Below are 25,482 nucleotides of genomic sequence, written 5' to 3' on the forward strand. Positions count from 1 at the left end.
CAAGAAAGGAAAAGTGTTAGGGGTTCTTGAATTAAGAATAATAGTGTAATTACAACTAAGGAGGGTTTATGAAAAAACGATACTTATTAGCATTAATTCTAACATTTTGCTTATTTATGTCCGCATGTAAATCAATGAATGCCAGCATTAAAACGGATCAACCGAAAACATTGAACGTTAAACAAACGAAGGTAATTAAGAATTGGGAAATTAAAGTAACTCCAAGGTTAGATCATAAAAAATGGGTTTATGATACGTCGATTAAATATTTGGGAGATAAAAATGTACAGCATTTAACCGTAATATATTACGATAAAACAAAAGTTGACTATGAGGAAGTGAAACCTAAAACACCTCTCGAATCCTATTGAAGTAGTGATTATAAAAACAGCGTTTATTCTAGAAAAAATACTCATTTATCTTTTACATTAAATTGGAGTAAAGGTAACAACAAAGTTTATACTGGTGTAACTAAATTTAATGTGAAGCCAAAATAAGTAGCAAAGATTAAAGTAAACAACTAACGCATGCATTAGTTGAAGATCACGAGTTGCTTGCAGCTCATTTTTTTATTCAAGTAAATGGCAGTTTAGTTGAACAAGGAATTCAGTTTTTTGTTAAAATATAACTAATTAATATGTTCATTAGAGGAGAATATTTAAGTGGATATCAACGATCGAAAGGAAAAGATTAAATTACTTCAATTGAAAAATAATCGAAATAACTTAATTAAAGAATTGAAGACTAAAGACATACACTTAACTCTTAATTCTTTCTTAGATCCTCAATATTCCAGAGACTTAATTATTAATTTGTATAACGAAATAGATAAGTTAGGTAAAAATAAAGAGGAATTTAAGTTTGAACATAGTAGTGTTAAAGCAGTTAATGAGCTTGATTTGTTATATAGTAAAATCCCAAAGCAACTTCAAGAAAAAGAAGTTATTTTGTTTCATTTGAATTATTTTGAAACAGGTGCAATTGTTTTAAGGTTTGGAGATATTTTTAGAGATATAAATTGGATAGTTAACTTTAGTGGGTATAACGATACTTTTGATTTTATTGTTTTTGAACTGACTTTTAATTTTGGAGTTTGTATTGAAAGGTTCGAATACTGGGATACATTTACTAACTGGGGCTTATTCAACTAACGCAGTGCATTAGTTGAACAACCTAAAGCTGCTTCGGTAGCTTTTTTCTTATTCAAGTAAATGGCAGATTAGTTGCATAAGGAATAATATAAAATTTGCTTTAATGTTAATATTAGTTTAAATAGATTTTTACATAAAAAGGGGGATTAAAATGGAAATTCGTTCAGTTAAAGGTTCTGACTACTATGTAATTTCACCTCTAATCAATGAGTGGTGGGGTGGCAGGAATATGTCTGATATGTTACCAAAATTATTCTTCGACCATTTTACAAAAACCAGTTTCATTGCGGAAAAGGATGGTAAACTCGTGGGATTTCTAATAGGGTTCCTTTCTCAAACTCATTCAAATGAAGCGTATATTCATTTCGTTGGAGTTCATCCGGAATACAGGAAGCATAATATTGGAAAACATTTATACAATACTTTTTTTAATGTTGTTGAGCAAAATGAACGTAGTATTGTCCGTTGTGTAACGTCTCCTGTTAATAAAGATTCAATTGCTTTTCATACCAAGATGGGATTTGAAATTGAACAAGGAGATCGAGTAATTGATGGTGTATCTATAAATTCAAATTATGATGGTCCAGATCAAGACAGAGTTTTATTTGTAAAACATTTAGTTTAGGTAAAACCTTATTCAACTAACTGATGCATTAGTTGAATTACATGATCGGCTGTTTAGTCGGTTTTTTTTATTCAACAAAATGGCAGTTTAGTTGAATAAGGATTCTTGGTAAGCCATGTGATAATAATAAGAGTTTTTGTTAAAATATTATTGATTATATTAGGTTATATAGACTTTGTTTAAAGAATTAAATGAGATAAGGTGTGAATTAATTTTGAAAAAAGAACAAAAGGCTCTTTTTAAAAAATTGAAAAAATTCAAGAAAAGTCTATGAGAGAGCTGTCTAAAGAATTTGGCTTAAAAAAGAGGTCATACTGTTTATTTAAAAAAGTAGGAGATTTTTTTGTAACGGGAGTCTATTCAACTAATCTTACAGATGATAATGAAATTTCAATTACTATGGATTGTAATATTAAACCATTTATTTATGATGATTTATTTTGGGAAATATTCGATATACAGGAAAATGCAAAAGAACCTATGAGTTTGAGAGCAATAGGAGCATTTGTAGCACCAATCTATCCTATCAAAGAGATTAATATTGTTGAAAATAGTTTAGTTAATATTGAAGATGATATTCGACAAACCGTAATAGAATTTATTGATACGTACGAGACGTTTATAAATTCAATGGAAAAAAATGTAGATAATTTCAATAAATTCGTCATACAACAATCAGATTTTTACCATGAAGAACTGATGAAAATGTTAGCCCATATACAAAGTGGAAATTACATTAGTGCATTAAATAGTGCAAAAGATTTAATAAGTAAAGGTGATACAGGTCCCTTAGGAACTACTGGTAATAAAGGTATTTATGAATATATTGTAGAGTATTGCGAAGAAAAACGTAACATTCACTAATAACTATAATTATCTACCATCATTTTTTCTTCAACTAACGCAATGCAAGAGTTGAAGAGTGAGCTGCTGCTTTGGTGGCTTTTTTCTTGTTCAACTAAAGGATGCAGGTTAGTTGAAATTTTAACTTCATAATGATTCTATTAATGATAGAACATTGTATGGAATATATATCCATATAATCGTTGGGATGAGAATACCTCTAAATAAGATCAATAAAAAGGAGTGAGGATAGATGATAACTATTGTCATGCAAGTAATTTTAGCGTTTTTTATTTTAGTAGGAGGATTCATAAAACTTTTACGTATGCCGTTTCAGGTTGAACATTGGAGGCATTATCAATATCCATTATGGTTCATGTCTGTAATTGGATTGATTGAAATTATTGGAGCAATAGGTATGATTAGTGGTATCTGGATTAGCTACTTAACTATTGGATCAAGTGTATTATTTGTACTTCTCATGTTAGGAGCCATACATTCTCATATTTTTCGAGCACATCAATCAATTGTAATGATTATTCCTGCGACGATCTGTTTAATACTATCTATTGTATTCATTATTAAGAACATAACCTTTGCTTAAACTTGTTCGCAATTTTGGGGAAGTTTAATAAAAGAACTTACAGTTTAATTTCCTATTATAATATTACGTTAATTCCTCCTGTATAGTCAGAGGGGCTTTTGGTGCGGTGCTTCAAAAATGACAGTGTCGCTTTTTATTTATCGAGAATTAGTAAAGATTGTGAGACTTTACACTTAAACTAACGCATGCTTTAGTTGAATAAGATTCATTTTAAATCTATCATCTAAGTAAAAAAAACTTAATTTATTCTGCCTTCATTAGTAGAAATTTAATAGATATTTGTATCTTCATTTTATTTGGGATATAATACCTTAAACCATTTTCTTTACCAGATCCATTTTAGATTTTACCCTTATTCTTTTTCGAATAGGGGTTTTTTATTTTATAAGACATAAATAAAGTCGGATTCTACTAAATAGAATCCGACTTTTTTAAGTCAATTATGCTTTTTTAACATTTGTTGCTTGAGGGCCACGTTGACCTTTTTCTACTTCAAATGTAACTGCTTGACCTTCATCTAATGATTTGAAACCATCCGTTTGAATTGCTGAGAAATGTACGAATACATCATCACCATTTTCACGCTCGATGAATCCAAATCCTTTTTCTGCATTAAACCATTTTACTTTACCTTGTTCCATTTTTTGTTGCCTCCTCGTGTGGATTACACACATTGTTATATACCAATCGTGTGGATTGCACACATTGTTATATACCAATTTTAACAAATTATATAAAGATAATCAAATTATCATACAATTCGACAATATTTTTATACCATATTTTTATGCTCTATACTGTCAAATAGTATAATAGGACCCGATTATTTTGCTCTAAACGTCGTTATATAACTAACGCATGCGTTAGTTGCATAACGTTAATAAGTATTTATTACTTATTATTAATTGGTGATTTTTCTTTTTCCCAATTTGTAGGACCCTCATTTTTTGGTAAAAATTTTCTCCAATATTCACCAGTTTCTTTATTAAAAATAATGATATTATTCTCGTTTACTGGAATCATTTCGTATTTATAATCATTCGAAAATTTGGATGTATTATTTTTATTATTTGAAAAAGTTAACATTAAAAACAATCCTAAAATAGCACAACCAATTATAATTGAAGCACCAATAAAAGCTGAATTACTTTTCATTTTCCACACCTCCATTTTACAAAATTTAACAAATTATATTACTTACACATTCTATAAAACAGTTGTTTTATCTTCTTTCCTTATTGAACTAACCTGCCATTTAGTTTAAGTGTAACCCCCTTCACAATCTCATTTAATTTAACAACCTTCATTTGAAGTTTTCATTGTTTTTTCATCATATATTCTATCAAACTTTCGGCTGTTATATTATCTGTATTTGGTACGATAATTCAAAATCCCCAGATAGTTTCAATAGGTTCAAGGAGCATTGGAAATAGGGAAAAAACGCACTAGCAATAACTAATGCGTTTCTAAATATATTAATAGTAGAAATCATCCAAGGTACTAGCATCTTCTTGTAGTCCTTCTTCATAAACAATTTCTAAACTACCTGGAACTGTATCAAATCGTAATTCATTATTTCGATCATAAATCTCAAAATCATCTGTTTTATTCTGTTCTGGTACAAATTGTTTCTGAGTCATACTCCACGCATTTAATAATAATTCTCTACCCGCAGCACTATTACTAGTCGCCTGAGTGATATACTCGTAGATTTCCTTATCTTCTTTGTTTGAAATAAATAATGTAATCTGAACTCTTGCCGTTTCCTGTTTTTTTCTCCCTCGTTTTCCCATTATACTTGCACCAAATCACTAAATTTCTTCATAGCTAAATTATACATTCCGACAACATTACTAAAAATAGGTGGTGCAAACTTAAAACCATCTTTCTATAATATTTAAGTTTCTGGAATAATAGTTATTGCAATTGTTCGAACAGGGCTATCTATTTCTTTGCTCGTGGCATTGTAGTATCTAGTCATTAATTCATGTAATTCGTTTTGAAATTGTAAAAAATGTTCATCATTAATTTTTAATTCTACTACTGAAAAAGTAGCACGATCCTCTTGCCTATTTTGTTCCTCTAAATTGTTTAGATAATTTTGGTATTGAGTCATAAGTAACAACTGATAAGATGATATATAGTTTAATTTTTCCTCTATAGTAGCTTCCTTCCATTCATCTTCATCAAGTCTTGCTTCTTCTACATTTAAAACGTAATATTTTTCTGAAACTGATTTCACCTTTTTTTCTTTAATAACGCGAATAATATCAGAATCCACCATGATTTGTATATGCCTATATAGCGTTGCTTGAGGTACATCTTTAATGAGTTTAATCATCTCTAATGGTGTTAGTCCATGCTCTTTATTTCTCATTAACGCTTGGCAGATTTTCATTCTTACTGGATGCATTATAATTTCAGTTTTATTACTCATATTATCACCTTATTCTCTGTTGATTTTAATTCTCATTATAAAGAATGAGAACAGTGGTTGCAACATATCATTAATTATATTATCATTATCGATAATGAGAACGAGCATTTACTTAGGGGGAATGATGAATTGAAACTACACTATGAGTTTGATGATCTAAAAGATTTTGATTTTATGACTTATCTACCGATAATATTGCCAGTTATATTAGTATCTGCACTATTAATTTTAATTGCATTAATTGATTTGTACCGACATAGAAAAACGAGAGAAAATGTGGTCTTTTGGACGTTTATTGTTATATTTGCGAATACATTTGGACCAATTCTGTACTTTGTTATGGGGAGAAAGGATAGTGAGAGGTCATGAAATTGGAAATCAAAAATGTAACAAAAACATTTAAAGGGAAAATTGCAGTCAATAATTTCTCAATGGAACTACAATCGGGAGAATGTATTGGATTAATCGGACCGAATGGGGCAGGTAAGACAACATTACTAAAAGTGATTTCAGACATTATCAATGCTAACTCAGGAGAGGTTTTACTAAATGGTAAAAAAATATCACAAATGAAAAGGGAAATAGGTTACTTACCACAGTATCCTAACTTTTATCATTGGATGACAGTGAAAGAAACTCTTACGTTTATGGGCAAACTTTCTGGATTAACAAAAAAAGAATTAGCAAATTCGATACCGGAAATTTTGATAAAAGTTGGACTTAAAGATGAAGAGAATTCAAGGGTTGGCTCTTTATCCGGAGGAATGAAACAACGTCTTGGTATTGCCCAAGCACTACTTCATAAACCTTCATTAATAGTCATGGATGAGCCTGTATCTGCATTAGATCCAATCGGTCGAAGAGAAGTTTTAAACCTGATTGAAGAAATTAAAAAGGATACAACGATTTTATTATCGACCCATATATTGGGCGATGCAGAAGAAATATGTGAACGATTTGTAGTGATTAAGAATGGAACAAAAATAGAAGATACAACGATAACGGAACTGTTAAATCGAAATTGCGAAAATAAACTAAATTTGGAAATTACAGCAAAAGATCAAAAGTGGATTAATGTTATTAACAAATTACCATATGTGAGGGAAGTAGAGGTCATTGGGAATAAAGTGAAAATAAAAGTTGAAAACATCTCAATAAATAAAAATATGTTATTGAAAAATGCAATCGAGAATGAAGTGGATATCCTAAAATTTGATAGTAACAATGATACGTTAGAAGATATATTCCTAAAATTGGTGGTGAAGAAATGAATAACTTCATTGTACTAACTAAAAAAGAATTTGCACAAATTATTCGCGATTATAAAGTTATGTGGTTACCAATTGCTTTTATCTTTTTAGGTTTAACCCAGCCGATAGTAACTTATTTTTTGCCATCAATTTTGGAATCATTGGGCGGTAGTCAGAGAATTACAATTGACCCGAGTATGACCAAACTAAAAGGCGGCGAAGTACTGGCCAGTACACTAGGTTCTCAATTTGATCAACTTGGGATTATGATTATAGCAATCTCAATGATGGGTATAATTCAATCGGATAAAGCGAATGGCATGTTAGCCTTTATTCTAACAAGACCTGTTACAGTTATTTCATATATAGGTGGAAAAATTATATCAAATGGTTTGATGGCTGTTTTAAGTGTATCAGTTGGATACATTGTTTCTTATCTATACGTAAATTATCTTTTTACGGATGTTCCATTTTCACAGATGATAACTGGACTTGTATTTTATCTTGCATGGGTTCTTTATATCGTTACATTTACTACGATGATCAGTACTGTTTTTCACAGCCAGGGTGTTATCGCACTAGTTTCAATTGTTTACCTTATTGGTTGTAGAATTATCGTCGGTTTGAATCCAGCAATTGATTATGTAAATCCAGCTAGTATGAGTAAACTAGCAACGGAATCTTTAATAACAGGAACAGTGAATTCGAATGGAATAATCAATATACTATTAACTATTGTTTGTATTTTGATGACACTCTTGGTTACGTATTATTGGATTGCTAATAAAAAATTTAATCATGAATAAGTCTCCATCTTAAGAAAAGAAAAAAATAAATTAAATCTTATTGAACTATTCTGCCAGATAATAAAATAGGAGCCGATCATCGTTTATCGGCTCCAAGTATTATTGAACTATCGCATGCATTAGTTAGTTAAGCAACAAAAAAAGGATCAATAACTTAGATCCTTTTTATATAAACAAATCTGAAGCAGCTCTAACATACGATTTATCATATAACTGGTCTCTAAACAAATCATCATATATACGGTTTGAACTACTACCGCTTACAATTTAATTAGCACTAATAAAAAAAGAGTGTCCCTAAAAAGTAACCCTTTTAAGACACCCTATTCTTTATCAAAAAATTTCTTAACCGAGCCCACGAACCGATAATCCACCATCACTAGAAATGACTTCACCAGTGATTGCACGTGACTGGTCAGATGCTAAAAGTACATATGCTGCAACATGATCTTCAGGCATTTGTGCAAGTTGAAGTGGATTTCTTCTTTTTATATTGCTTGCTTTTGTATCATTATCTACGGATTTAGTAAAAGTACGTAAAGGTGGGATGACAGTTAGTGCTGTTAAAGTTCCTCCTGGCGCTACTGCATTTACTCGTATATTTGGTGCTAGTTCAAAGGCAAGCTGACGCATTAATCCGATTTGAGCATGCTTACTAGCCGTGTACCAAACTCCACCACCGTCTGGATAGAAGCTTGCCCCAGATACTGTAAAAATAATATTACCATTTGTTTTTTGTAATTCCTCTAAAGCTGCTTTTGCACCAAAAAATGATCCTTTTACGTTTATATTTAATAGGTAATCATATGCATCTGATAGGGCCTTTGGTGTCACATCAGCGAATTTTGCAAAACCATCGAAAACGCCTGCATTCGCAATAAATACATCTAGTTTACCAAACTGTTCAACAGTTGCTTTTACAGCTCGTTCATTGTCTTCATATTTGCTTACGTCACCTTGAATGATAAGGAGATTGTCATTAAATTCTTCTTTCATTTGCTCTAGTGTTTCAAGTGAGCGACCAATAATACTTACCTTTGCTCCTTCTTGAATGAATTGTCTTGTAACGGCTGCTCCTATTCCAGATGCGCCTCCTGTAATTAACACTACTTTATCTTTTAATAACATCACTTGGCCTCCTTTTTCTTCTATTAAACAAAGATTGCAAGATTTCTAGTATTAATTGTTGTTTGATCTACAATAAATACCCTCTTTGAAAGCTTCCACTTCCCATCTTCATATGTAAACTCGTCATGACGTTCTCCAGAAATTAAATCATGGTGAATATCTGTGCTGCGGCTACGGTAAATCAGTAAGTAACTATTAACTACTGCCTTCTCTTCTTTAACTAGCTCTTTTACGCCAACATTACTTACAAAACGGCGGGTTCTTGAAGGAGGAATTTCAGCCCATGCATAGTCAGTTTTCAATCGATCTACTCGAAGCTTTAATAATTCAATATCATCATTAAAAGTAAACATCTCAGTAGAATAGTCTGGGCGCTCAGTTCCTTCTTTATTTACGCGTACAGGCATTTGATAGATTAAATTCGAATGCATTAAACTAAACCAATCATCAAATTCAATATCATCAAGTAGTTTTGCTTCATCAATTAACCACTGTTCAAATTGTAATTTCGCTATTAATTTTTCAACATTCATTTTTCTTCCTCCCCCCTTTATTACTTTGTCATTAATTCAAGCCAATAATGATAAAAATTGCGTTGACTTGCTTCTGTAAATTTATCATCATAGGCTACCCCAGGTCCGATAAAATCGACAGGTTCACGATGTAGTCCCATTGTATAGTTATAAGTTAAATTCTTTTGAAATAGCATTGGACCTTGAGCTGCTTCCGTTATATCTGTGAATACTTCAGTATCATCTTGCTCAAAAATACCAGATGGACTAAACGTTAAGATAAAGGAATCTCTTGATCGATTCTTCCATTCCTGAGAAGCATTTTTTTCTACTAGCATCCATGCAATTACTTCCATTTTATTGTGACTAATTGGTCTCCACATTCTAATTGAAGTATTCGAAATTAATTCGCCTTTAACTTTTGTGTGAGATATTAAAAATGACATATTCGGAAAAGCATTGCCAATCATATTTTTTAAGTTTGATAGAACTTCATATTGTTCTTCTGACAAGTTACTTTTATACTCGTCCTTCAATTCTTCAGGAAAAGCAAAGTCTGGGTTTGGTGTTCCAAGGTTTAATCCGTGTCCGTTTTCAGTATGAATTTGAAAACCGCGCTTCGAATATGTCGCATTTGGTACCATGCCTAATTTTGCAATTGAACCGTGAGTTACCATCGTATGGTATGAATCACCTACAAAGTTATCAGAACCGACCTTCCAGTTTGATTTAACGATAAAACGTTGAGGAGCTCCAATTACTTCCATCTCAGCTCGTCCTACTACGATATCTAAATACCACTTAAAATCGCCGAGAAACTCTTCAAGAGGCTCTGCATTTTCGTCCCAATTTCCAAATAAAAGTCCTTTATATGATTCTAGCTTCACTTGGTGAAGACCCATTTTTGATCGGTCAAGTCTTTCGCCATAAATATCTTTTTGAAGCGGTACTCCAACAAGTTCACCTGTATTTTTAAAGTTAAATCCGTGATATGGACATGTAAATAAAGTCTTGTTTCCTTTATCAGCACGGCACAGTTTCATGCCACGATGTGTACACATATTGTAAAATGCATTAATTTCTCCCATACTTTCGCGTGAGATAATGATTGAATATCCTGCAAGCTCACGGGTCATAAAGTCCCCTGGATTTGGAATTTCGGATTCATGTCCAAGAAAAACCCATGTTTTTAAAAATACTTTTTCATGCTCTAATTCGTAAACTGCTTTATCACCTAGAAGATATGCAGGAATGACTCCTTCATCTGGTTTGACAGTTTCGTTTAAGTAATTTACTAGTTGTTCTTTTGATAATTCATCTAAAGTTTTTTCTGTTTTAATCATGCACAGCACTCTCCCTTCATATTTCGACTATCTACCCAACTTGTACATATTTATCCTTGTTTTGTAACATTGCCAAAACGCTTAACGCTGCTAAATAACTTGTTTTAGGATTATTTGGCATTGGATCATTTTCAATCTCAAGTTTAAGTTTTCCGAACGCACCAGATGCTTCAATTAAATGACTATTTTTTATTGCAATTGGATCAGCAATAATTTTCACTTTTGTATTGTTAGCACCAAGTCCAGCTAAGGATAATATAATTGCCACATTAATATTTCTTGGGTATAGCTTAATTGCTTCAGCCGCAGAGCCTTCAAACAATATCGTTTCTTTATCGAATACTTCTTTTGATAATGCTCCAGGTGGTTTTCTAGTTGTAATTGAAACAGCCTCTAGACCACCTACAGCTTTTGCTGACTTTAAAATATCCAATCCACCAATTGCCCCTGAAGGTAAGAAAACGTTTACACCATATCTTGAACAAACCTCTCGAACTCTTTCTTCAAATGCAAAATCAGCCATGACCCCAATGCTGCTTAACAATAAGTCTTTTCCACCTTCAAGAACATTTATAGCGTACTCCTTTGCAGCATCAACTGTTGCAGCCTCAATTACTAAATCTAGATCAGAAAGAAGTAGCTCCTCTACACTTTGATAAGCTTCTGTTTCAAATTCTTTAGCAAGTTGAACGCCTGATTCTTCGGAACGCGTATAAATTGAAACAATCTTTCCACCTGGTAACATTCCATCTTTATTTATAGCTTGAAGAAGAAATTGGCCAATGTTCCCACAGCCGATTAGACCTAGTTTCATGCCCATTCACCACCCTTAGTTTGCAAATCCATATGAATCTGCAAAGAATTCCAATCCACAGTGTCTTGTTTCCCTTGAAACACCACTCTCTTTTAATCCTGGGAAATCCAATGCTAAATCATTAAAGATGGTGTGATTATTATGAAAAACTGCGCCTGCTTCTAATCGATCTGCCATTTCAATAGCTAATTCTTCATTTTCAGTCCAAACAGAAGCCCTTAAGCCAAATTCACTATCATTTGCTAGTTTGATAACTTCGTCAATAGTTGAAAAAGGTAAAATAGGAATTACTGGTCCAAATTGTTCTGCACGAACGATCTCACTTTGCTGATCAATACCTGTCACGATTGTTGGTAAGATGTAGTATCCTTGATCCCACATTTCAGGATTCAGTTGAATTCCAGCTGTTATTATATTTGCACCTGCTTTTTCAGTACGCTCGATCAATCCATTAACATAGTCATACTGAGCTTTATTATTTAATGGGCCCATCGTTACATCAGGTTGAATACCATCACCTACAACAATACGCTCAAATTCTTTTTTCAGTTTTTTTACTAATTCAACATATCTAGATTCTTGTACATACACACGCTTAATTGCCGAACATACTTGGCCAGCCGCTTTTAAAATACTCATTCTTAATCGTTTAATAGCTTCTTCATCTAAGTTTGCATCTTCTAAAATGATTGCTGGGTCATTCCCACCAAGCTCCATATATACTTTTTGAAGATTTCCAGAGGACTTTTTCATAATATCTTTACCTGTTTGTGTACTTCCGACAAAAGCAATCGTACGAACTCGTGAATCGGAACAAAGCTTGTCACCAATCATTTTTCCTGATCCTGTTACAATATTGATTACACCAGGCGGAAAATGTTTAGCCACCACTTTTAAACAAGCCATAATGGTAAGTGGACAATTTGTCGCAGGTTTCACGACAACTGTATTACCTGCTAAAACAGCAGGAATCACTCGTTTAAATGTTAAAATCATAGGAGAGTTCCAAGGAGTAATTACTGCAGTAACCCCTCTAGCTCTTCTTCTTACTTGAACTTTTTGATTTCCTGAAAGTATTTCTGGACTCCACCATTTAAGTAGCTCATCCGCTCCACCATTCATTACTTCAACGCAGCGTAATAAGTCTTTTTTAGCTTCTACTAGTGTTTTTCCATTTTCACGAACAAATAACGAAACATGTTCTTCAATGATTTTAGAAAGTTCCTGTGCTGCTGCTTTCATTCTTTCTACACGATCCTGAATCTCACTCTTTGACCAAAGTTCAAATGCATTCGATGCTGCATTAATTGCTTCGTTTACGATTTCCTCAGTACAAAATGCTACTTTACCGATTACTTCCGACTTATTTGCAGGATTAATAATATTTGATGTTTCCTTACTTTCTTTCCATTCATCATTTATGAGATATCTCCCTGATACAACTGGATATGTCGAAATCATATTGAATCTCCTTTATAATTTTTTTGGCTTAAAGCTTTCAGCTGCTCCTGGAGGTCCACCAAAAGGTTTTGCCATAGGTCCAACTGCTTCCATATCTACAACGATCATTGTTGGCTTTCTTCTTTCAGTTGCTTTCTTTAGTTCATTAACAAATTCGTCTCCTGATCCAATACGTGCTGCTTCAAAATGCATTGACTCAGCTAGTTTTACAAAATCAGGACTTAATAAATTCACTGCTACTTGGCGACCGTATGCCGCTTCTTGAATATTACGAAGAACCCCATAGCCAGAATCATCAAATAACACAACAATAATAGGAAGATTTTCTTCAGCTGCAGTCACCACTTCACCTACATTAACCATAAACCCACCATCTCCAGCCAATAATACGACCGTTTGATGAGGGCAACCCAATTGAGCTCCTATAGCTGTAGGAAGACCTTGACCGATCCCGCCACCTGATGCGTGAATAGATGTTCTCGGTTCATAAATATCGAATATTCTACTACCCCATACATTTGCTTGTACTGTCACATCTCGAACCAAAATCGTATCTCTCGGTAAAATCTCTCTCATACCATCTACAAACTGTTCAAACGGACCAAGTGTTTTACGAAGTTGTCCTCGCACTTCATTTCTTAGTGAACGTACTTCTTCTATGTAAGAAGGTAAAACCGAAATAGACTTTTCATCAATTTTATTTATTAAAGCTGATAAAATATCTTTTGCATCGCCGACTAACCCAACTGTTGCTTTATAATTACGATTAATTGCATTAAAATCTGCATCAATTGAAATATGTTCTTCTGGGACAGGGACTTTCCAGTTAGAAGTTTCATTTCCTCTGAAACGTACACCTACGCTAATCAATAAATCTGCATTTCTCAAAAACTCTTTTGTCGACTCATTGGCTGCAAAATGACCTATACATTGCTCATGATCCTCTGGTATCGAACCTTTTCCAGATTGACTTGTAATGACAGCAGCTCCAAGAATTTCAGCTAAATTTGTTAACTCCTTTGAGGCATTGGCAGAAATAACACCGCCACCAGCCCAAATAACTGGACGACGTGCTTCTGAAATTTTTGAAATTGCGATATCTGGTATTACGGTAGTTAATTGCGGTTTAAAAACATCTACCTGTACTTTATCGATTGAAACGTCCTCAATAATTGCTGATTGAAAGTCGATTGGAATTTCTAAGCTAACTGGTCCTGTTGGAGCAGTTAATGCTTCTTCAATTGCTTTTCTTACTACACCAGCTGTTTGTTCTGGTCTTCTAAGTCTTACAGCATTTTTACAAGCACCGCTCATCATTGAAAGCTGGTCTTTGCATTCATGTATGTACCCTTTACCTGTACCAAGATAAGGTGATGCTACTTCTCCAGTCAGATGAAGTAGTGGAACTCCAGCTGCCCATGCTTCTACTAATGAACCAGCAGCGTTTCCAGCTCCTGTTCCTGTACTAGTAATAACTACACCTAATTTTCCTGTCGAACGTGCATAGCCATCTGCCATATTTACTGCTCCACTTTCGCCTCGTGAACAGATCAGCTTGATACTTCCATCCCTTAGAATCGCGTCATAGATGGGCATATTGTGAATACTTACGATTCCAAAAGCGACTTCTACACCTGCTTGAACTAACTCTTTTACGACGGCATCCGCAGTAGTAAATACGATCTCTTCTTGATTTTTCATCTTAGTATCCTACCTTTGTCTTATAATTTATTTAAAGTGCTTTACCGATTGCACCTGCAGTTTCAATTGTAGAACCAGCTACATAACTCGCTTTGTCTGAAGCAAGAAAAACAATTACACTAGCAACTTCTTCCGCTTCACCTACACGACCTAGTGGAATATTTCTTTTTATCGCAAGATCTTTATAATATTCTTCGGGATCCATATCAGGAGCATTCTTCAGCCTTCTACGTTCCCACTGATCTGTCCGAATTAATCCAAGACTAACTGAATTGACTAAAATATTGTCAGATGCTAATTCTTGAGACAACGTCTTACTTAAATTTAAAAGTCCTGCACGGGTTGCTGCTGTTGCTACCATATGACGCTCAGGCTCTTTTGCTAGAGTTGCATTTATATTAATAATTCGGCCCCCTCCTCTTTTCACTAAATAAGGATGAGTTGCACGAACTGCATAAATAATTGCGAAATACTTTAATTGAATTTGTTCCTGCCACTGTTCATCAGTAATATCGAAAAAATGCCCCATAACACTTTGACCAGCTGCATTCACTAACGTATCAATTCCACCAAACTTTTCTGCTGTTTGTTGAATAAACGAATTAACTTCCTCTTTTGATGTAACATCACACGTCGCAGCAAATAGATCTTCGCGTTTGCCATATGTGAGTAAATGCTTTAATGCTTTATCTGCGCGCTCTTTGCTTCTTCCGCAAATTGCTACTTTAGCACCTTCACCTAAAAATAATTCAGCTGTCTTCAGTCCAACACCAGAGGTGCCACCCATAATTACTGCAACTTTTCCCTTTAACCCAAGATCCATCCCGTCACCCCTTATAAAAGCTTTCATGGTTCTTATTCCTTAAAGCATTTTTATTTAAACTTTTTATCGCACTTTAACTGTGGTATCTACCCAGCCACGATCTGGCTCTCCGCCCATCGCTTTACGAGCTTCTGGTTTTGGTGGACCAGCAATTCCCCATTGATCCATTAGATGTGGCACGCGTTTCCAAACTCGCGCTCTCCACTCAGCCTCATCTTCAATTGTTTCAAGATAACATGTATATTCCATGACAAATCCACCAAGATCTTGAAAATAACAAAAGATATTATTACCAGGACCATGTCGACCTGGACCCCATAACTCACTTAATCCGGCTTTCCTAACATTACTAATACCTCGCATCAGTTCATCCACCGAATCAACTTCGTAAGCAATATGATTAACTGAAGCGTGTGCATCTTGGTTAAATGCAATCGAATGATGTTTTCGATTACATCTTAAGAAGGACATTTGGTGCTCACTCCAATCCGTCACTTTGAATCCAAGCACATCAGTATAAAACCCCACGATCATATCTAAATCTTTTGTGTTCATAACTACATGGTTTAATTTCACAGGATCAACGTTTTTATTAGTCCAAATTGATGTTTGAACCTCTACCCAGGCAGAAAGTTCAATTACACGGTTTTCTGGATCAACAAATCGAAGACCATATCCTCCACCAGCTTCATCCAAATAACCTGGCTCTTCAACAATATGTACACCTTTTGAATGTAAGATTTCCGCTGCGCGATCAACTGCATTTTTATCGACCATTCCAAATGCGATATGATGCAAACCGCATTTATCACCCTTTCGAAGGCTTAGTATATGATGCTCAGGTCCTGCCCCTCGAAAATAAGCAATCTTGTCATCCGAAGCATTTACACGATCTAAACCCCAAACTTTTTCGTAAAAGTTCACTTGTTCCTCAAAGTTTGGTGTGATCAAACTTATCTGTCTTAAATGAGTAATTCCTAGCACCAACAATCCCTCCCATTTATCTATATAAAGCGCTTTCTTTTATTAACTCTATTGAAAAAGGCAGCTGCAATTTATTCAAAATGCAGCTGACCCTTTTTAATTAACCTTTGATGATTGCTTCTCTTTCTTTAGCACGTTGTTTACGAAGTTCTTCAAGCGCGCTACCTTCTGGATAGGTTGGAAGGTTTGGTTTCACTGCGCCAAGCATAACTAACATACGTGCTTCAGTATCTCCATCATTTCTAATGCCTCGATGAACACCAGGAGGAGAACTAATACAATCTCTAGCTTTTAAATTAATTTCATGTACTTCATCTTTACCAACTTCTTGAATTAAAGCAGTAACTTCTCCCTCAAGAATAAAAAATACTTCTTCTACATCATCGTGTAGATGTAAAGGTCCGATACAGCCAGGAGGTAGAACCATTGTACTTAATGTAAAATGTTCTGCTGTAATTACATTTGAATCATTATTCGCTGTCGCTCCACGACCAATATAACGCATTTGAGCACGCTTATATCTCGGATCAATTTCCTCTTGAAACTTTAAAACATTCCAATCTAGCGTACGGTCTTCTAAGCGAGCCACGTATTTTTTTTCAAATTCTTTAACTGAAAAAGTTTCATTTGTCATTTTTAAAATCCTCCCTGTATTGTTGTTCTTTTTAAACAAAATGTTTTGTATCGAACACTTATTGTGTTTTATATACAAAACAGTGTTTTATCTATAAAATAATTCTAGGATGGATTATCCTTTGTGTCAACATAGTTTTTAGAAAATTTTGATATGTCATAAAAGTTAAATATAAAAAACCACTGTATTTCCAAGGTTTATAACTTGTTTTTTTTTGCAAAAAAAATATGGGTTCCCTTAGTTTGGGAACCCATCAGTGTGTAGACAAAGTACAAAAAACTTGGGTTTCAGACTGATTGCAAGCGCTTGTCAACAGTCTGATGGATTCCTTTAGTTTGGGAACCCATATTTTTAAATTTAACTATTTTACCTGATTTGAAACTCTGCCATTGTAACCCATATAGTTTGATAGTAAAACAGAGACATCTAGAAGTTTAGGCAATGCAACTTTATTCATGAAATCTTCCTGATAAGATAATTCAGTCGCTACGATATTCAGTGCTGCCAATACTTTTCCTGTTCTACCGTAAATAGGTGCAGCGATTGAATGAATACCTTGGTGAAATTCTCCACTAGTCATTGAATAGCCATTTTGGCGTATTTTATCTAATTGATCCATAAACTCTCCAGGCGTCGTTAACGTTTTATCTGTATAAGGTGTTAAATTTGTAACTTGGAACAGTTGCATAAGACTTTCCTTTGGCTCGTATGCAAGAAGTAGCTTTCCATTTGCAGTTGCATGAGCTGGTAGTCTTAAACCAATATTGACATTGACTGCCGACACCCCTCTAACTGGTGCACTTCCAACATAAACTACTTCATGTCCATCTAAAATTGATAAATGACAAGAAGCACCTATTTCATCACGTAATGATTCCATATAAGGTTGTGCAATTTCAGGTATTTTCAAGCTATTTATATAACTAAAACCTAATTCAAGAACTTTAGGAGTTAACGAATATTGTTTCGTATTTTCATCCTGTGTTAAGTATCCAATTGACTGCAATGTATAAAGTAATCGATAAGGTACTGTTCTGCTTACCCCTAACTTTTTTGCAATCTCTGAAAGTGACAAACTAGGATGTTCCTCATTAAAAAGCTTAATAATTTCTAATCCTCTAACTAAAGAATTAGCGCTATATTTTTCTTTTTCTACATTATCCATCGAGCAAACCTCTCCTAATACAATAGATTCAATTCTACTTTTGACTTATCGGTTGTTTCTTTAAAAAGTTTAACACGGATTGATTAAATATTTTAGGATCTTCTTGATAGCATAAATGCCCTGTATTTGGAACGATAACAAATTCTGAATTTGGAATCAACTCGTGAAATATTTGTGATTCACTTACTGGAGTTACTTGGTCTAACTCCCCACACATAACAAGTGTTGGAACAGATATTGAAGACAGAATCTCCATTTGGTTTAAGTTCGATAATGAGTAGGAAACAGAACGGTAACCAGATAGACGAACTTGTGACATTATACGTTCTGCCTCTTTTATAACCTCAGGTGATGCATTTGGCGCAAGTAATGCTTTTACTCTTTTTCTGGCTAGTTCAGTTGGATGTAGATTTTCAATTGAGTTTAATCTATTTTGAAGTTTTTTCTCGTTTTCTTCTCTACTTAACCCAGCTGCTCCACGTGTTGCATCTGAAATAATTAACGCATCGACCATATGTGGAAAACGATTCGTAAAATCAATTGCAATTGCCGATCCCATTGAATGACCTAGTAAATAGATAGAATCTAACCCTAGACTATCCAAAAACTCTTTAAGAACATTAGCAAACTCGGAAAATTCATGGAACTCCTTTTGTAGATCGGAACTCCCACCATAACCTGGTGCATCCCAAACAATAACTCTATACTGTTCCTTCAATTCACTTAATTGATGCTTCCATGACTGAGAATTATTACCCAAACCATGTAAAATTACAAGAGGTTGTCCTTCTCCTGTTTCTTGATAATGAATCGATAACTCTTTTAAATGACTAATCGGCATTCGCATTACCTCCACTCTATTTTCTATACTCAAAATCTACTAAGCTAAATATCAAAAAACATAATGTTTCATATAAAAAACATGTTTTTTTAACTTGAATTATAGATTTGTCAGAATTTAATGTCAATAACCCAATTTTTCATTGGATAGGTAAATAATTGATTATGCATTGAAACATAAAAACTGGAAAATTTTTCAGTAAAATCATAATTGACAAACTTTTCTAATTATTTTATCTTTAAAAGAGTTTCATCTTTAAAATATGAAACAGTGTTTTATATTTAAAACATTAACACATCGAAAGGAGTGAATCGCTCAAGTTTGAGCCAAAATTAATACTTGAAGTATCAAAACAAATTATTTGAACTTCAATATCTATTAGGTAAACGTAGTTTCTGCTTTTTCCTTCCAAATTTTAAACGTAATTACTTGATTTTAAAAGGAGAGAGAATTTTAATGCTACATAGACAAAAAAGATGGATTTTAATTGCTTTACCAATCTTTTTCTTTTGGTTCTTTGGACAAATTGATAAAGTTGGCATTTCTGTCATACAAACAGATCCAGAGTTTTTGAAGGCACTCGGAATGACTGGTGTTGACAAAAATGCAAAAATTGGTCTTCTTTCATTTGTTTTTACGATTGCATATGGAATTTCGAATCTATTTTGGGGATTCATTATTGATAAGTTTGGTGCGAGAAAAACGGCTATAGCTGGATTATTTGTTTGGTCTCTTACTATGTTTTCATCTGGTCTCTCCACTACATATGAAGCATTTATTATAAGTCGAATTATTCTAGGATTTGGAGAAGGGATGATGATTCCTGTTTCGGGGAAATTTATTTCTGCTTGGTTCAACAAACGAGAGCTAGGGCGCGCTCAAGCTTCTTGGCTTACAGGTAACTATTTAGGACCAGCAATTGGAGCAGTTATATTAGTACTTGTTATTTCTTCACTTCATTGGCAATCAGCTTTCTTTCTACTCGCTGGATTTAACTTTTTAATTAATATTCCAATGTTTATATTTCTTACAAGAAATACACCTGGTGAACACCCGTGGGTTAGTAAAGAAGAGTTGGATCTCATTCATCTTCCAGTAGAACCAATAGAACATCAAGTAAGTAGTTCCAATGGGAATAAAAATTTTATTCAAGATTATCGTTTTTGGATTGTATGGTTTGGTATGTTAGTCTGTTCTTTCCTTTTCTTTGGCATAAGCATATGGCTGCCAACATATTTGATCGAGGCAAAAGGTTTTGAGCGTGAAGGTATGACAAGTATTACTTCTTTATCGTGGTTATTTGCCCTTGGATTTGTACTCGCATGTGGCTTTCTTGCCGATAAAACAAGACGCCCAAGCTTAATGGCATCAATCTTATTTTCACTGACTGCTCTATTTTTAACAACAGCAGTTTTTGTTCCAAATCCAGTATTAGCAGGGATTTGCATGGGACTTGCTATGGGATGTCAAGGTGGAGTCTTCCATCTTAGTAATATGTTCTTAGTAAAATATTCAACTCAAGAGACGGCAGGCCGTGCAGCAGGCTTAATAGGATTTACAAACTTAATGGGTGGATTTTCTAGTTATATTATGGGCTGGTTACGTGATTCTTCAGGAGGCAATTTCACGACCTCAATTATTATGTTAATCATTACGGCTCTCTTAGGTTTGATTGCATATTTATTTTCTATTAAAGAAGAAGCAACCGAACTACGTGCTGTACCCCTTCCTCCACAAAAAATTAATGCTTAATCAACGTTTTGAAGACGCTTTAATAAAAGAGGAGCGTCCTAAAAGTATAACTTTCAATGGGTAGCCCCTTTTTTATAACGGTAAAAAACAAATAAGAAGTCCGATTTTCCAAATAAACACTGAAGAGTTGCAAAGAACAATGAACTGCAATTAAATTTATTAAAACTGCAATTAAAATTGGAGAACCGCAAATAAAATTGCCAAAACTGCAATTAAATCTAAGAAAATTGCAATTAAAATTCATAATTACCTATACCAGTTGGGGTATTACGACATGAAAATTGTATAATAGTAGATGACTTGAATTGGATAACTAGCAAATATATTGTAACTCTTACTAAATCAAATAAAACTCTACTAATATCTTTTAAAAACAGCCATTTTCTCAACTAAAATGAATAGATCTGTTGAGATACCCCTACTACTTTAATCTTCATATAAAAAAGGCGTCTCATGTCAGTTAATCTGACTTTTTGAGACGCCTTCTTTTACAAATAGATGATCACTATCCAAAATTGAATTTTCTACAGTGATCATCTCTAGTATTACTTATCTAAATCAATTTTAGTTCCAGGGCGGACTGTCCAGGAAGGATTTTTTCCTACCTTATCCCCTTCTTTTACTCCTTTAAGAATGGCAATGTATTTCCCTTGTTTTTTGCCAGTTTTTACATTTTGTTTATAGATAGTTCCTTTTTTAAGTACATACACATATTTTGATTTTCCTGATCCTTTAACGCTCGTCTCAGGTATTGCTAACAAATCCTTTGATTGTACTACTACTTCAAGATTTGTTTCATAGCCAGGATATAGATTCTCTTGTGAATCTAGCGTTGCTCTAAAAGAGTAATATGGTATAGCTTCTTTTTTGGAATTCTTATCTTGATTTGTGGATTGATCATTCATAGGATAGTTACTTACCTCTGAAATGCTTCCTTTCCAGTTTTTATCGGCAATAACCTTTGAAGTGACTTTAATTGCTTGACCTGGCTCAACTTTTGCTTTCTCTTCTTCTGTTAGCTTCCCTTCAATTTCAAATGGTTCGTTTGAAGCGATTTGCATAATTGAGATTTGTTGTTTATCTGTTACCTTATAGCCTTGACCGATACTTTTGTTCAAGTTAAGTACTACTCCATCACTATTACTGTTAACAGTTAATGATTCTTGCTGTGCTTTTAGCTTTTCAGCTTCAAGTGTATATTGTTCTACTTTTAGCTGTGCAGCATTAAGCTCTTCCTTTGTAGTATTAAGTTCAGCTTGTAGCGATTGAATCTCTGGTGTATTTGTTGTATTTGTTGCATTTTTATCTGTATTATTTGCATCAGTTGTACTCGGTGTTGATGTTGACGCTGAAATAGCATTTTGAATGTCTTTCTCTAATGATGCAATTTGGTCGTTTTTCTGCGTAACAGTTGTTTCTGCTAGCTTCTTATTCACTTCTGCTTGTCCAATTTCCGCTGCTATAGTTGTATCTTCATAAGAAAAAAGTTTTTGCCCTTTAGTGACAGTATCTCCTTCTTTAACAAAAATCTCATTTATAGAACCTTTAGTTGGATTAACGTAAATTGTTTCAGTATGACTTTGTACGACACGACCAGACACAGTTTCGGTTTTCGTAAAACTTTTTACCGTTGGACTGATAAACTGTAATGTTTGAGATTTACTTTTTTTAATTTCTACCACCGCTACGCTAAGAACCACAGAAACGATTAAAAGAACAATGATCCCCATTAAAATAAATTTCTTCTGACGTGGCGTAATTACTTTTACTTGTTCTTTTTCTTCGTCAATTCTTTTCGCCGTTTCCATAAAACGCTTGCCCCTTCCTTATCTTGCCAAAAACTTAATACGACATCTCCTATATCTATTGTCTATTGTTTTAAAAAGCGTTTCAAGGAGATTTTTTAGAAAATCATAAATATTTGATATGTTTTTTTTAATAATCCATTTATTTGTACTTTTGAGGGAATTTTAGGTTGATTTGGGCTGATTTTTGTTATTTCGGAATATTCAAATTTTAATTTCAAAAAAATAATTTTATCGTTTATGTTTTAATTTTTCCTAGGAAGAACGAATGAGTAGAGACTACTAAAAAAGTCACAGAACCCCTTGATAAATCTATGTATTTTCGCACATACTTTCATTAATTTAATGAAAATTTAGACTCTATAAGATTAAAATATAATATTTAAAACATTCATACTATTATTGCGTAGTATTATTGAACTATGTTACAATACAAAAAATATCTTTCTAGAAAAGCTATAAAATTGTATTTCGTATACGCATTAGAAAACGCTTACGAAAATTTCGAGGAATTAACATTCTTTCCTCTATCAATTTGGGAAATTATTACAACTCTCCCATTGCAAAAAGATTAGTTACTACACACTCTTTTAAGCGGTGTGTATTTATTTACTAAAAATACAGATTATTCACAAAAGGGGGAGTCTTTGGATGAATGCTTTTTTCAGGAAAAAGTCGATTGAGCAGCTTCAACAAGATGGGGCTAAAAATACCGGACTTAACCGCGTTTTAGGTTTATGGCAACTGACTGCCATTGGTTTAGGCGGAATCATAGGTGTAGGTATTTTCGTATTAACCGGTGTAGCAGCTGCTGAACACGCTGGTCCGGCAGTTCTCTTATCGTTTATTATTGCTGGTTTAGCTAGCGCAGCAGCAGCATTGTGTTATGCAGAATTTGCTGGATTAATACCGGTAGCCGGAAGTGCTTATACTTACAGCTATGCTGTTTTAGGAGAAGGTACAGCTTGGTTAATCGGGTGGGATTTGTTACTCGAGTATGCTTTAGTTGTTGCAGTAGTAGCTATTGGATGGTCTGGCTACATGCAAGAGTTTTTAACACAAATGGGAGTTCATATTCCTGTATGGGCACAAGGCGCGCCTGGTACGGGAGCAGGTCACAAGGTTGACTTAATCGCAGTTTTAGTAAGTCTTGGAATTGCTGGCTTACTTACATTAGGAACTGAAATGGGTTCTAAATTTAATTCATTAATGGTTATCATCAAATTAGGTATTATTCTTTTAGTTATTGGCGTTGGAAGTTTTCATATTAATACAGCTAACTGGCACCCATTCATGCCTTTTGGTTTTCATGGCGTAATGAGTGGAGCAGCTCTAGTATTCTTTGCTGTATTCGGATATGACACATTAACTACAGCAGCTGAAGAAGCAAAAAGACCGCAACGTGATTTACCACTTGCAGTTATCATATCATTAGCTGTCGCTTTATGTTTGTATGTTGCAATGTCACTTATTATTACGGGGATGGCTCCGTATGAAACACTTAATAACGCAGCTCCTGTAGCAAAAGCTTTTAGTAATATTGGTATGAAATGGATTACGTTAATCATTTCTGCGGCTGCCATTGCAGGAATTCTATCAGTATTGTTCTCGTTTATGCTTGCTGGATCACGTATTTGGTTCTCAATGAGTAGAGATGGTCTATTACCAAACTGGTTTACAAAATTACATCCTAAATATAAAACACCTTATCGTCCTACTTTATTAATTGGTTTAATTACGGCATTTGTAGCAGGTGTTACGCCAATTAACGAAGTTGCAGAATTAGTTAATATCGGAACGTTAACAGCATTTATTTTAATTTGTTCTTCTATTATTGTATTACGTATAAAACGTCCTGATTTAAAAAGAGGTTTCAAAACACCATTGGTACCGATTATTCCTTTAATTGGGATTGGATTTTCTGCATATCTAATCGCTAGTCTTCCAGGTATTACATTTATTCGTTTTATTGTCTGGATGGCTATAGGACTTGTTGTGTATGGATTATATGGTAAGAAAAGAAGTAAGCTTGCGACAGCGAATAACAATAATAAAACGAAAATAAGCTAGAGCAGTATTAAAAAGCCACAGGGAAATTGGTTTTCCTTGTGGCTTTTTAAGCATTAGTACAGCATTAATCGAAACAAAAAAAGCATGTATCCGATTTTCTAATAGGCTTTTAGAAGGTCAAAACTTACTTTCTAGCTCCGTCTTTTCCAACTTTATATTTACCTACTTTAGTATTAACAGCCATTACGCCAGATTTGTTGAAGTAATAGTATTTACCACTGATTTTTTTCCAGCCATTATTAAATCTTGAGCCATCACTGTTTAAGTAATACTTCTTACCACTTACTGTTAACCAACCAGTTTTTACTACGCCGTTTTTATCGAAGTAGTAGTATTTACCGCTGATCGATTTCCAGCCATTGCTAAATCTTGAGCCATCGCTGTTTAAGTAATACTTCTTGCCACTTACTGTTAACCAACCAGTTTTTACTACACCGTTTTTATCGAAATAGTAGTTTTTACCACTAATTGACTTCCATCCATTGCTATATCTTGAGCCATCGCTGTTTGAGTAATACTTCTTACCACTTACTGTTAACCAACCAGTTTTCATTACTCCAGACTTGTCGAAGTAATAGTATTTGCCACTAATTGACTTCCATCCATTACTAAATCTTGAGCCATCGCTGTTTAAGTAATACTTTTTGCCACTTACTGTTAACCAACCAGCTTTTGCTTTCACACCAGTTGAATTAAAGTAGTAAGTTTTTCCTCCGATTACATTCCAGCCATA

The 25,482-nt window shown here is 33.9% G+C and carries 26 protein-coding genes and 1 pseudogene; 10 read left to right on the top strand and 17 right to left on the bottom strand.

Translation table 11 applies throughout. The features are described from left to right. Window positions 1-68 precede the first annotated feature (68 nt). The 5 genes from COJ46_RS00570 to COJ46_RS00590 all read left to right on the top strand — a co-directional run bounded on the left by COJ46_RS00570 (window position 69) and on the right by COJ46_RS00590 (window position 3,223). Complete coding sequence (locus tag COJ46_RS00570) at window positions 69-371, top strand: hypothetical protein (protein ID WP_098565594.1); 303 nt, start codon at window positions 69-71, stop codon at window positions 369-371. 291 nt (window positions 372-662) lie between these two features. Then, on the top strand, window positions 663-1,151 hold the full coding sequence (locus COJ46_RS00575) for a YxiF family protein (RefSeq protein ID WP_097974047.1): 489 nt from the start codon (window positions 663-665) through the stop codon (window positions 1,149-1,151). Window positions 1,152-1,302: 151 nt separating this feature from the next. Further along, complete coding sequence (locus COJ46_RS00580; protein WP_097974045.1) at window positions 1,303-1,776, top strand: GNAT family N-acetyltransferase; 474 nt, start codon at window positions 1,303-1,305, stop codon at window positions 1,774-1,776. A gap of 270 nt (window positions 1,777-2,046) precedes the next feature. Beyond that, window positions 2,047-2,640 (top strand): hypothetical protein, encoded by a 594-nt coding sequence (locus COJ46_RS00585; protein ID WP_097974044.1) that lies wholly within the window; start codon window positions 2,047-2,049, stop codon window positions 2,638-2,640. Between the two features lie 232 nt (window positions 2,641-2,872). Then, the gene (locus COJ46_RS00590; protein WP_141437757.1) at window positions 2,873-3,223 is read left to right on the top strand and encodes a DoxX family protein; all 351 of its coding nucleotides are present in this window, start codon (window positions 2,873-2,875) and stop codon (window positions 3,221-3,223) included. A 440-nt stretch (window positions 3,224-3,663) separates the two neighbouring features. Here the strand turns inward: COJ46_RS00590 and COJ46_RS00595 are convergent, their stop codons facing one another. From COJ46_RS00595 to COJ46_RS00610, 4 genes are all read right to left on the bottom strand, one after another. Beyond that, window positions 3,664-3,864: a cold-shock protein gene (locus COJ46_RS00595; RefSeq protein WP_097974042.1), complete on the bottom strand. Its 201-nt coding sequence runs from the start codon at window positions 3,862-3,864 to the stop codon at window positions 3,664-3,666. A gap of 250 nt (window positions 3,865-4,114) precedes the next feature. Then, window positions 4,115-4,378: a hypothetical protein gene (locus tag COJ46_RS00600; RefSeq protein WP_098565595.1), complete on the bottom strand. Its 264-nt coding sequence runs from the start codon at window positions 4,376-4,378 to the stop codon at window positions 4,115-4,117. A 320-nt stretch (window positions 4,379-4,698) separates the two neighbouring features. Continuing rightward, window positions 4,699-5,016 carry a hypothetical protein gene (locus COJ46_RS00605; RefSeq protein WP_098565596.1) on the bottom strand — a complete coding sequence of 106 codons (318 nt, stop codon included), beginning with the start codon at window positions 5,014-5,016 and terminating at the stop codon, window positions 4,699-4,701. Between the two features lie 104 nt (window positions 5,017-5,120). Next, a complete protein-coding gene (locus tag COJ46_RS00610) occupies window positions 5,121-5,660 on the bottom strand; it encodes a helix-turn-helix domain-containing protein (RefSeq protein ID WP_097974038.1) in 540 nt (179 codons plus the stop codon). A gap of 129 nt (window positions 5,661-5,789) precedes the next feature. On the opposite strand from COJ46_RS00610, the gene COJ46_RS00615 reads away from it, so the two are divergent. The 3 genes from COJ46_RS00615 to COJ46_RS00625 are packed head-to-tail and all read left to right on the top strand — an operon-like array spanning window position 5,790 to window position 7,716. Continuing rightward, window positions 5,790-6,029, top strand: a complete 240-nt coding sequence (locus tag COJ46_RS00615) for a PLDc N-terminal domain-containing protein (RefSeq protein ID WP_097974036.1) — start codon at window positions 5,790-5,792, stop codon at window positions 6,027-6,029. Then, a complete protein-coding gene (locus COJ46_RS00620) occupies window positions 6,026-6,931 on the top strand; it encodes an ABC transporter ATP-binding protein (RefSeq protein WP_097974034.1) in 906 nt (301 codons plus the stop codon). Before COJ46_RS00615 ends, COJ46_RS00620 begins: the two co-directional genes overlap by 4 nt. Next, a complete protein-coding gene (locus COJ46_RS00625; RefSeq protein WP_097974032.1) occupies window positions 6,928-7,716 on the top strand; it encodes an ABC transporter permease in 789 nt (262 codons plus the stop codon). Before COJ46_RS00620 ends, COJ46_RS00625 begins: the two co-directional genes overlap by 4 nt. A 345-nt stretch (window positions 7,717-8,061) precedes the next feature. Here COJ46_RS00625 and COJ46_RS00630 read toward each other — a convergent pair whose 3' ends face one another. The 11 genes from COJ46_RS00630 to COJ46_RS00680 all read right to left on the bottom strand — a co-directional run bounded on the left by COJ46_RS00630 (window position 8,062) and on the right by COJ46_RS00680 (window position 19,122). After that, window positions 8,062-8,844 (bottom strand): SDR family NAD(P)-dependent oxidoreductase, encoded by a 783-nt coding sequence (locus COJ46_RS00630; protein ID WP_097974030.1) that lies wholly within the window; start codon window positions 8,842-8,844, stop codon window positions 8,062-8,064. Between the two features lie 23 nt (window positions 8,845-8,867). Continuing rightward, the gene (locus COJ46_RS00635) at window positions 8,868-9,377 is read right to left on the bottom strand and encodes an aromatic-ring-hydroxylating dioxygenase subunit beta (RefSeq protein ID WP_097974029.1); all 510 of its coding nucleotides are present in this window, start codon (window positions 9,375-9,377) and stop codon (window positions 8,868-8,870) included. A 20-nt stretch (window positions 9,378-9,397) separates the two neighbouring features. Next, window positions 9,398-10,699, bottom strand: coding sequence for an aromatic ring-hydroxylating oxygenase subunit alpha (locus COJ46_RS00640; RefSeq protein ID WP_097974027.1), 1,302 nt, complete (start codon window positions 10,697-10,699; stop codon window positions 9,398-9,400). A 31-nt stretch (window positions 10,700-10,730) separates the two neighbouring features. Next, window positions 10,731-11,513, bottom strand: coding sequence for an aspartate dehydrogenase (nadX, locus tag COJ46_RS00645; RefSeq protein ID WP_098565597.1), 783 nt, complete (start codon window positions 11,511-11,513; stop codon window positions 10,731-10,733). 15 nt (window positions 11,514-11,528) lie between these two features. Then, the gene (locus COJ46_RS00650) at window positions 11,529-12,974 is read right to left on the bottom strand and encodes an aldehyde dehydrogenase family protein (protein ID WP_097974024.1); all 1,446 of its coding nucleotides are present in this window, start codon (window positions 12,972-12,974) and stop codon (window positions 11,529-11,531) included. Between the two features lie 12 nt (window positions 12,975-12,986). Then, entirely contained in the window at window positions 12,987-14,675 is a 1,689-nt protein-coding gene (locus tag COJ46_RS00655; RefSeq protein WP_098565598.1) for a thiamine pyrophosphate-binding protein, read from the bottom strand. Between the two features lie 31 nt (window positions 14,676-14,706). Continuing rightward, window positions 14,707-15,498 carry an SDR family oxidoreductase gene (locus tag COJ46_RS00660; protein ID WP_097974021.1) on the bottom strand — a complete coding sequence of 264 codons (792 nt, stop codon included), beginning with the start codon at window positions 15,496-15,498 and terminating at the stop codon, window positions 14,707-14,709. 63 nt (window positions 15,499-15,561) lie between these two features. After that, window positions 15,562-16,482 (bottom strand): VOC family protein, encoded by a 921-nt coding sequence (locus COJ46_RS00665; RefSeq protein ID WP_097974019.1) that lies wholly within the window; start codon window positions 16,480-16,482, stop codon window positions 15,562-15,564. Window positions 16,483-16,582: 100 nt separating this feature from the next. Next, window positions 16,583-17,116 (bottom strand): cupin domain-containing protein, encoded by a 534-nt coding sequence (locus COJ46_RS00670; RefSeq protein ID WP_097974017.1) that lies wholly within the window; start codon window positions 17,114-17,116, stop codon window positions 16,583-16,585. 361 nt (window positions 17,117-17,477) lie between these two features. Continuing rightward, window positions 17,478-18,281, bottom strand: a complete 804-nt coding sequence (locus tag COJ46_RS00675) for an IclR family transcriptional regulator (protein ID WP_097974016.1) — start codon at window positions 18,279-18,281, stop codon at window positions 17,478-17,480. A 34-nt stretch (window positions 18,282-18,315) separates the two neighbouring features. Next, window positions 18,316-19,122 carry an alpha/beta fold hydrolase gene (locus COJ46_RS00680; RefSeq protein ID WP_097974014.1) on the bottom strand — a complete coding sequence of 269 codons (807 nt, stop codon included), beginning with the start codon at window positions 19,120-19,122 and terminating at the stop codon, window positions 18,316-18,318. Window positions 19,123-19,578: 456 nt separating this feature from the next. Here COJ46_RS00680 and COJ46_RS00685 point away from each other — a divergent pair, with 456 nt between their 5' ends. Beyond that, the gene (locus COJ46_RS00685) at window positions 19,579-20,874 is read left to right on the top strand and encodes an MFS transporter (RefSeq protein WP_097974013.1); all 1,296 of its coding nucleotides are present in this window, start codon (window positions 19,579-19,581) and stop codon (window positions 20,872-20,874) included. A gap of 545 nt (window positions 20,875-21,419) precedes the next feature. Here the strand turns inward: COJ46_RS00685 and COJ46_RS00690 are convergent. Beyond that, the gene (locus tag COJ46_RS00690; RefSeq protein WP_098565599.1) at window positions 21,420-22,682 is read right to left on the bottom strand and encodes an efflux RND transporter periplasmic adaptor subunit; all 1,263 of its coding nucleotides are present in this window, start codon (window positions 22,680-22,682) and stop codon (window positions 21,420-21,422) included. A gap of 648 nt (window positions 22,683-23,330) precedes the next feature. Between COJ46_RS00690 and COJ46_RS00695 the strand changes: the two genes are divergently transcribed. After that, a complete protein-coding gene (locus tag COJ46_RS00695) occupies window positions 23,331-24,749 on the top strand; it encodes an amino acid permease (protein WP_097974009.1) in 1,419 nt (472 codons plus the stop codon). 124 nt (window positions 24,750-24,873) lie between these two features. Here the strand turns inward: COJ46_RS00695 and COJ46_RS00700 are convergent. Further along, a pseudogene (locus COJ46_RS00700) lies at window positions 24,874-25,479 on the bottom strand (hypothetical protein); the annotation flags it as partial. Window positions 25,480-25,482: the final 3 nt, after the last annotated feature.

The organism is Bacillus sp. AFS077874 (assembly GCF_002566505.1).
Taxonomy (GTDB): Bacteria; Bacillota; Bacilli; order Bacillales; family Bacillaceae_G; genus Gottfriedia.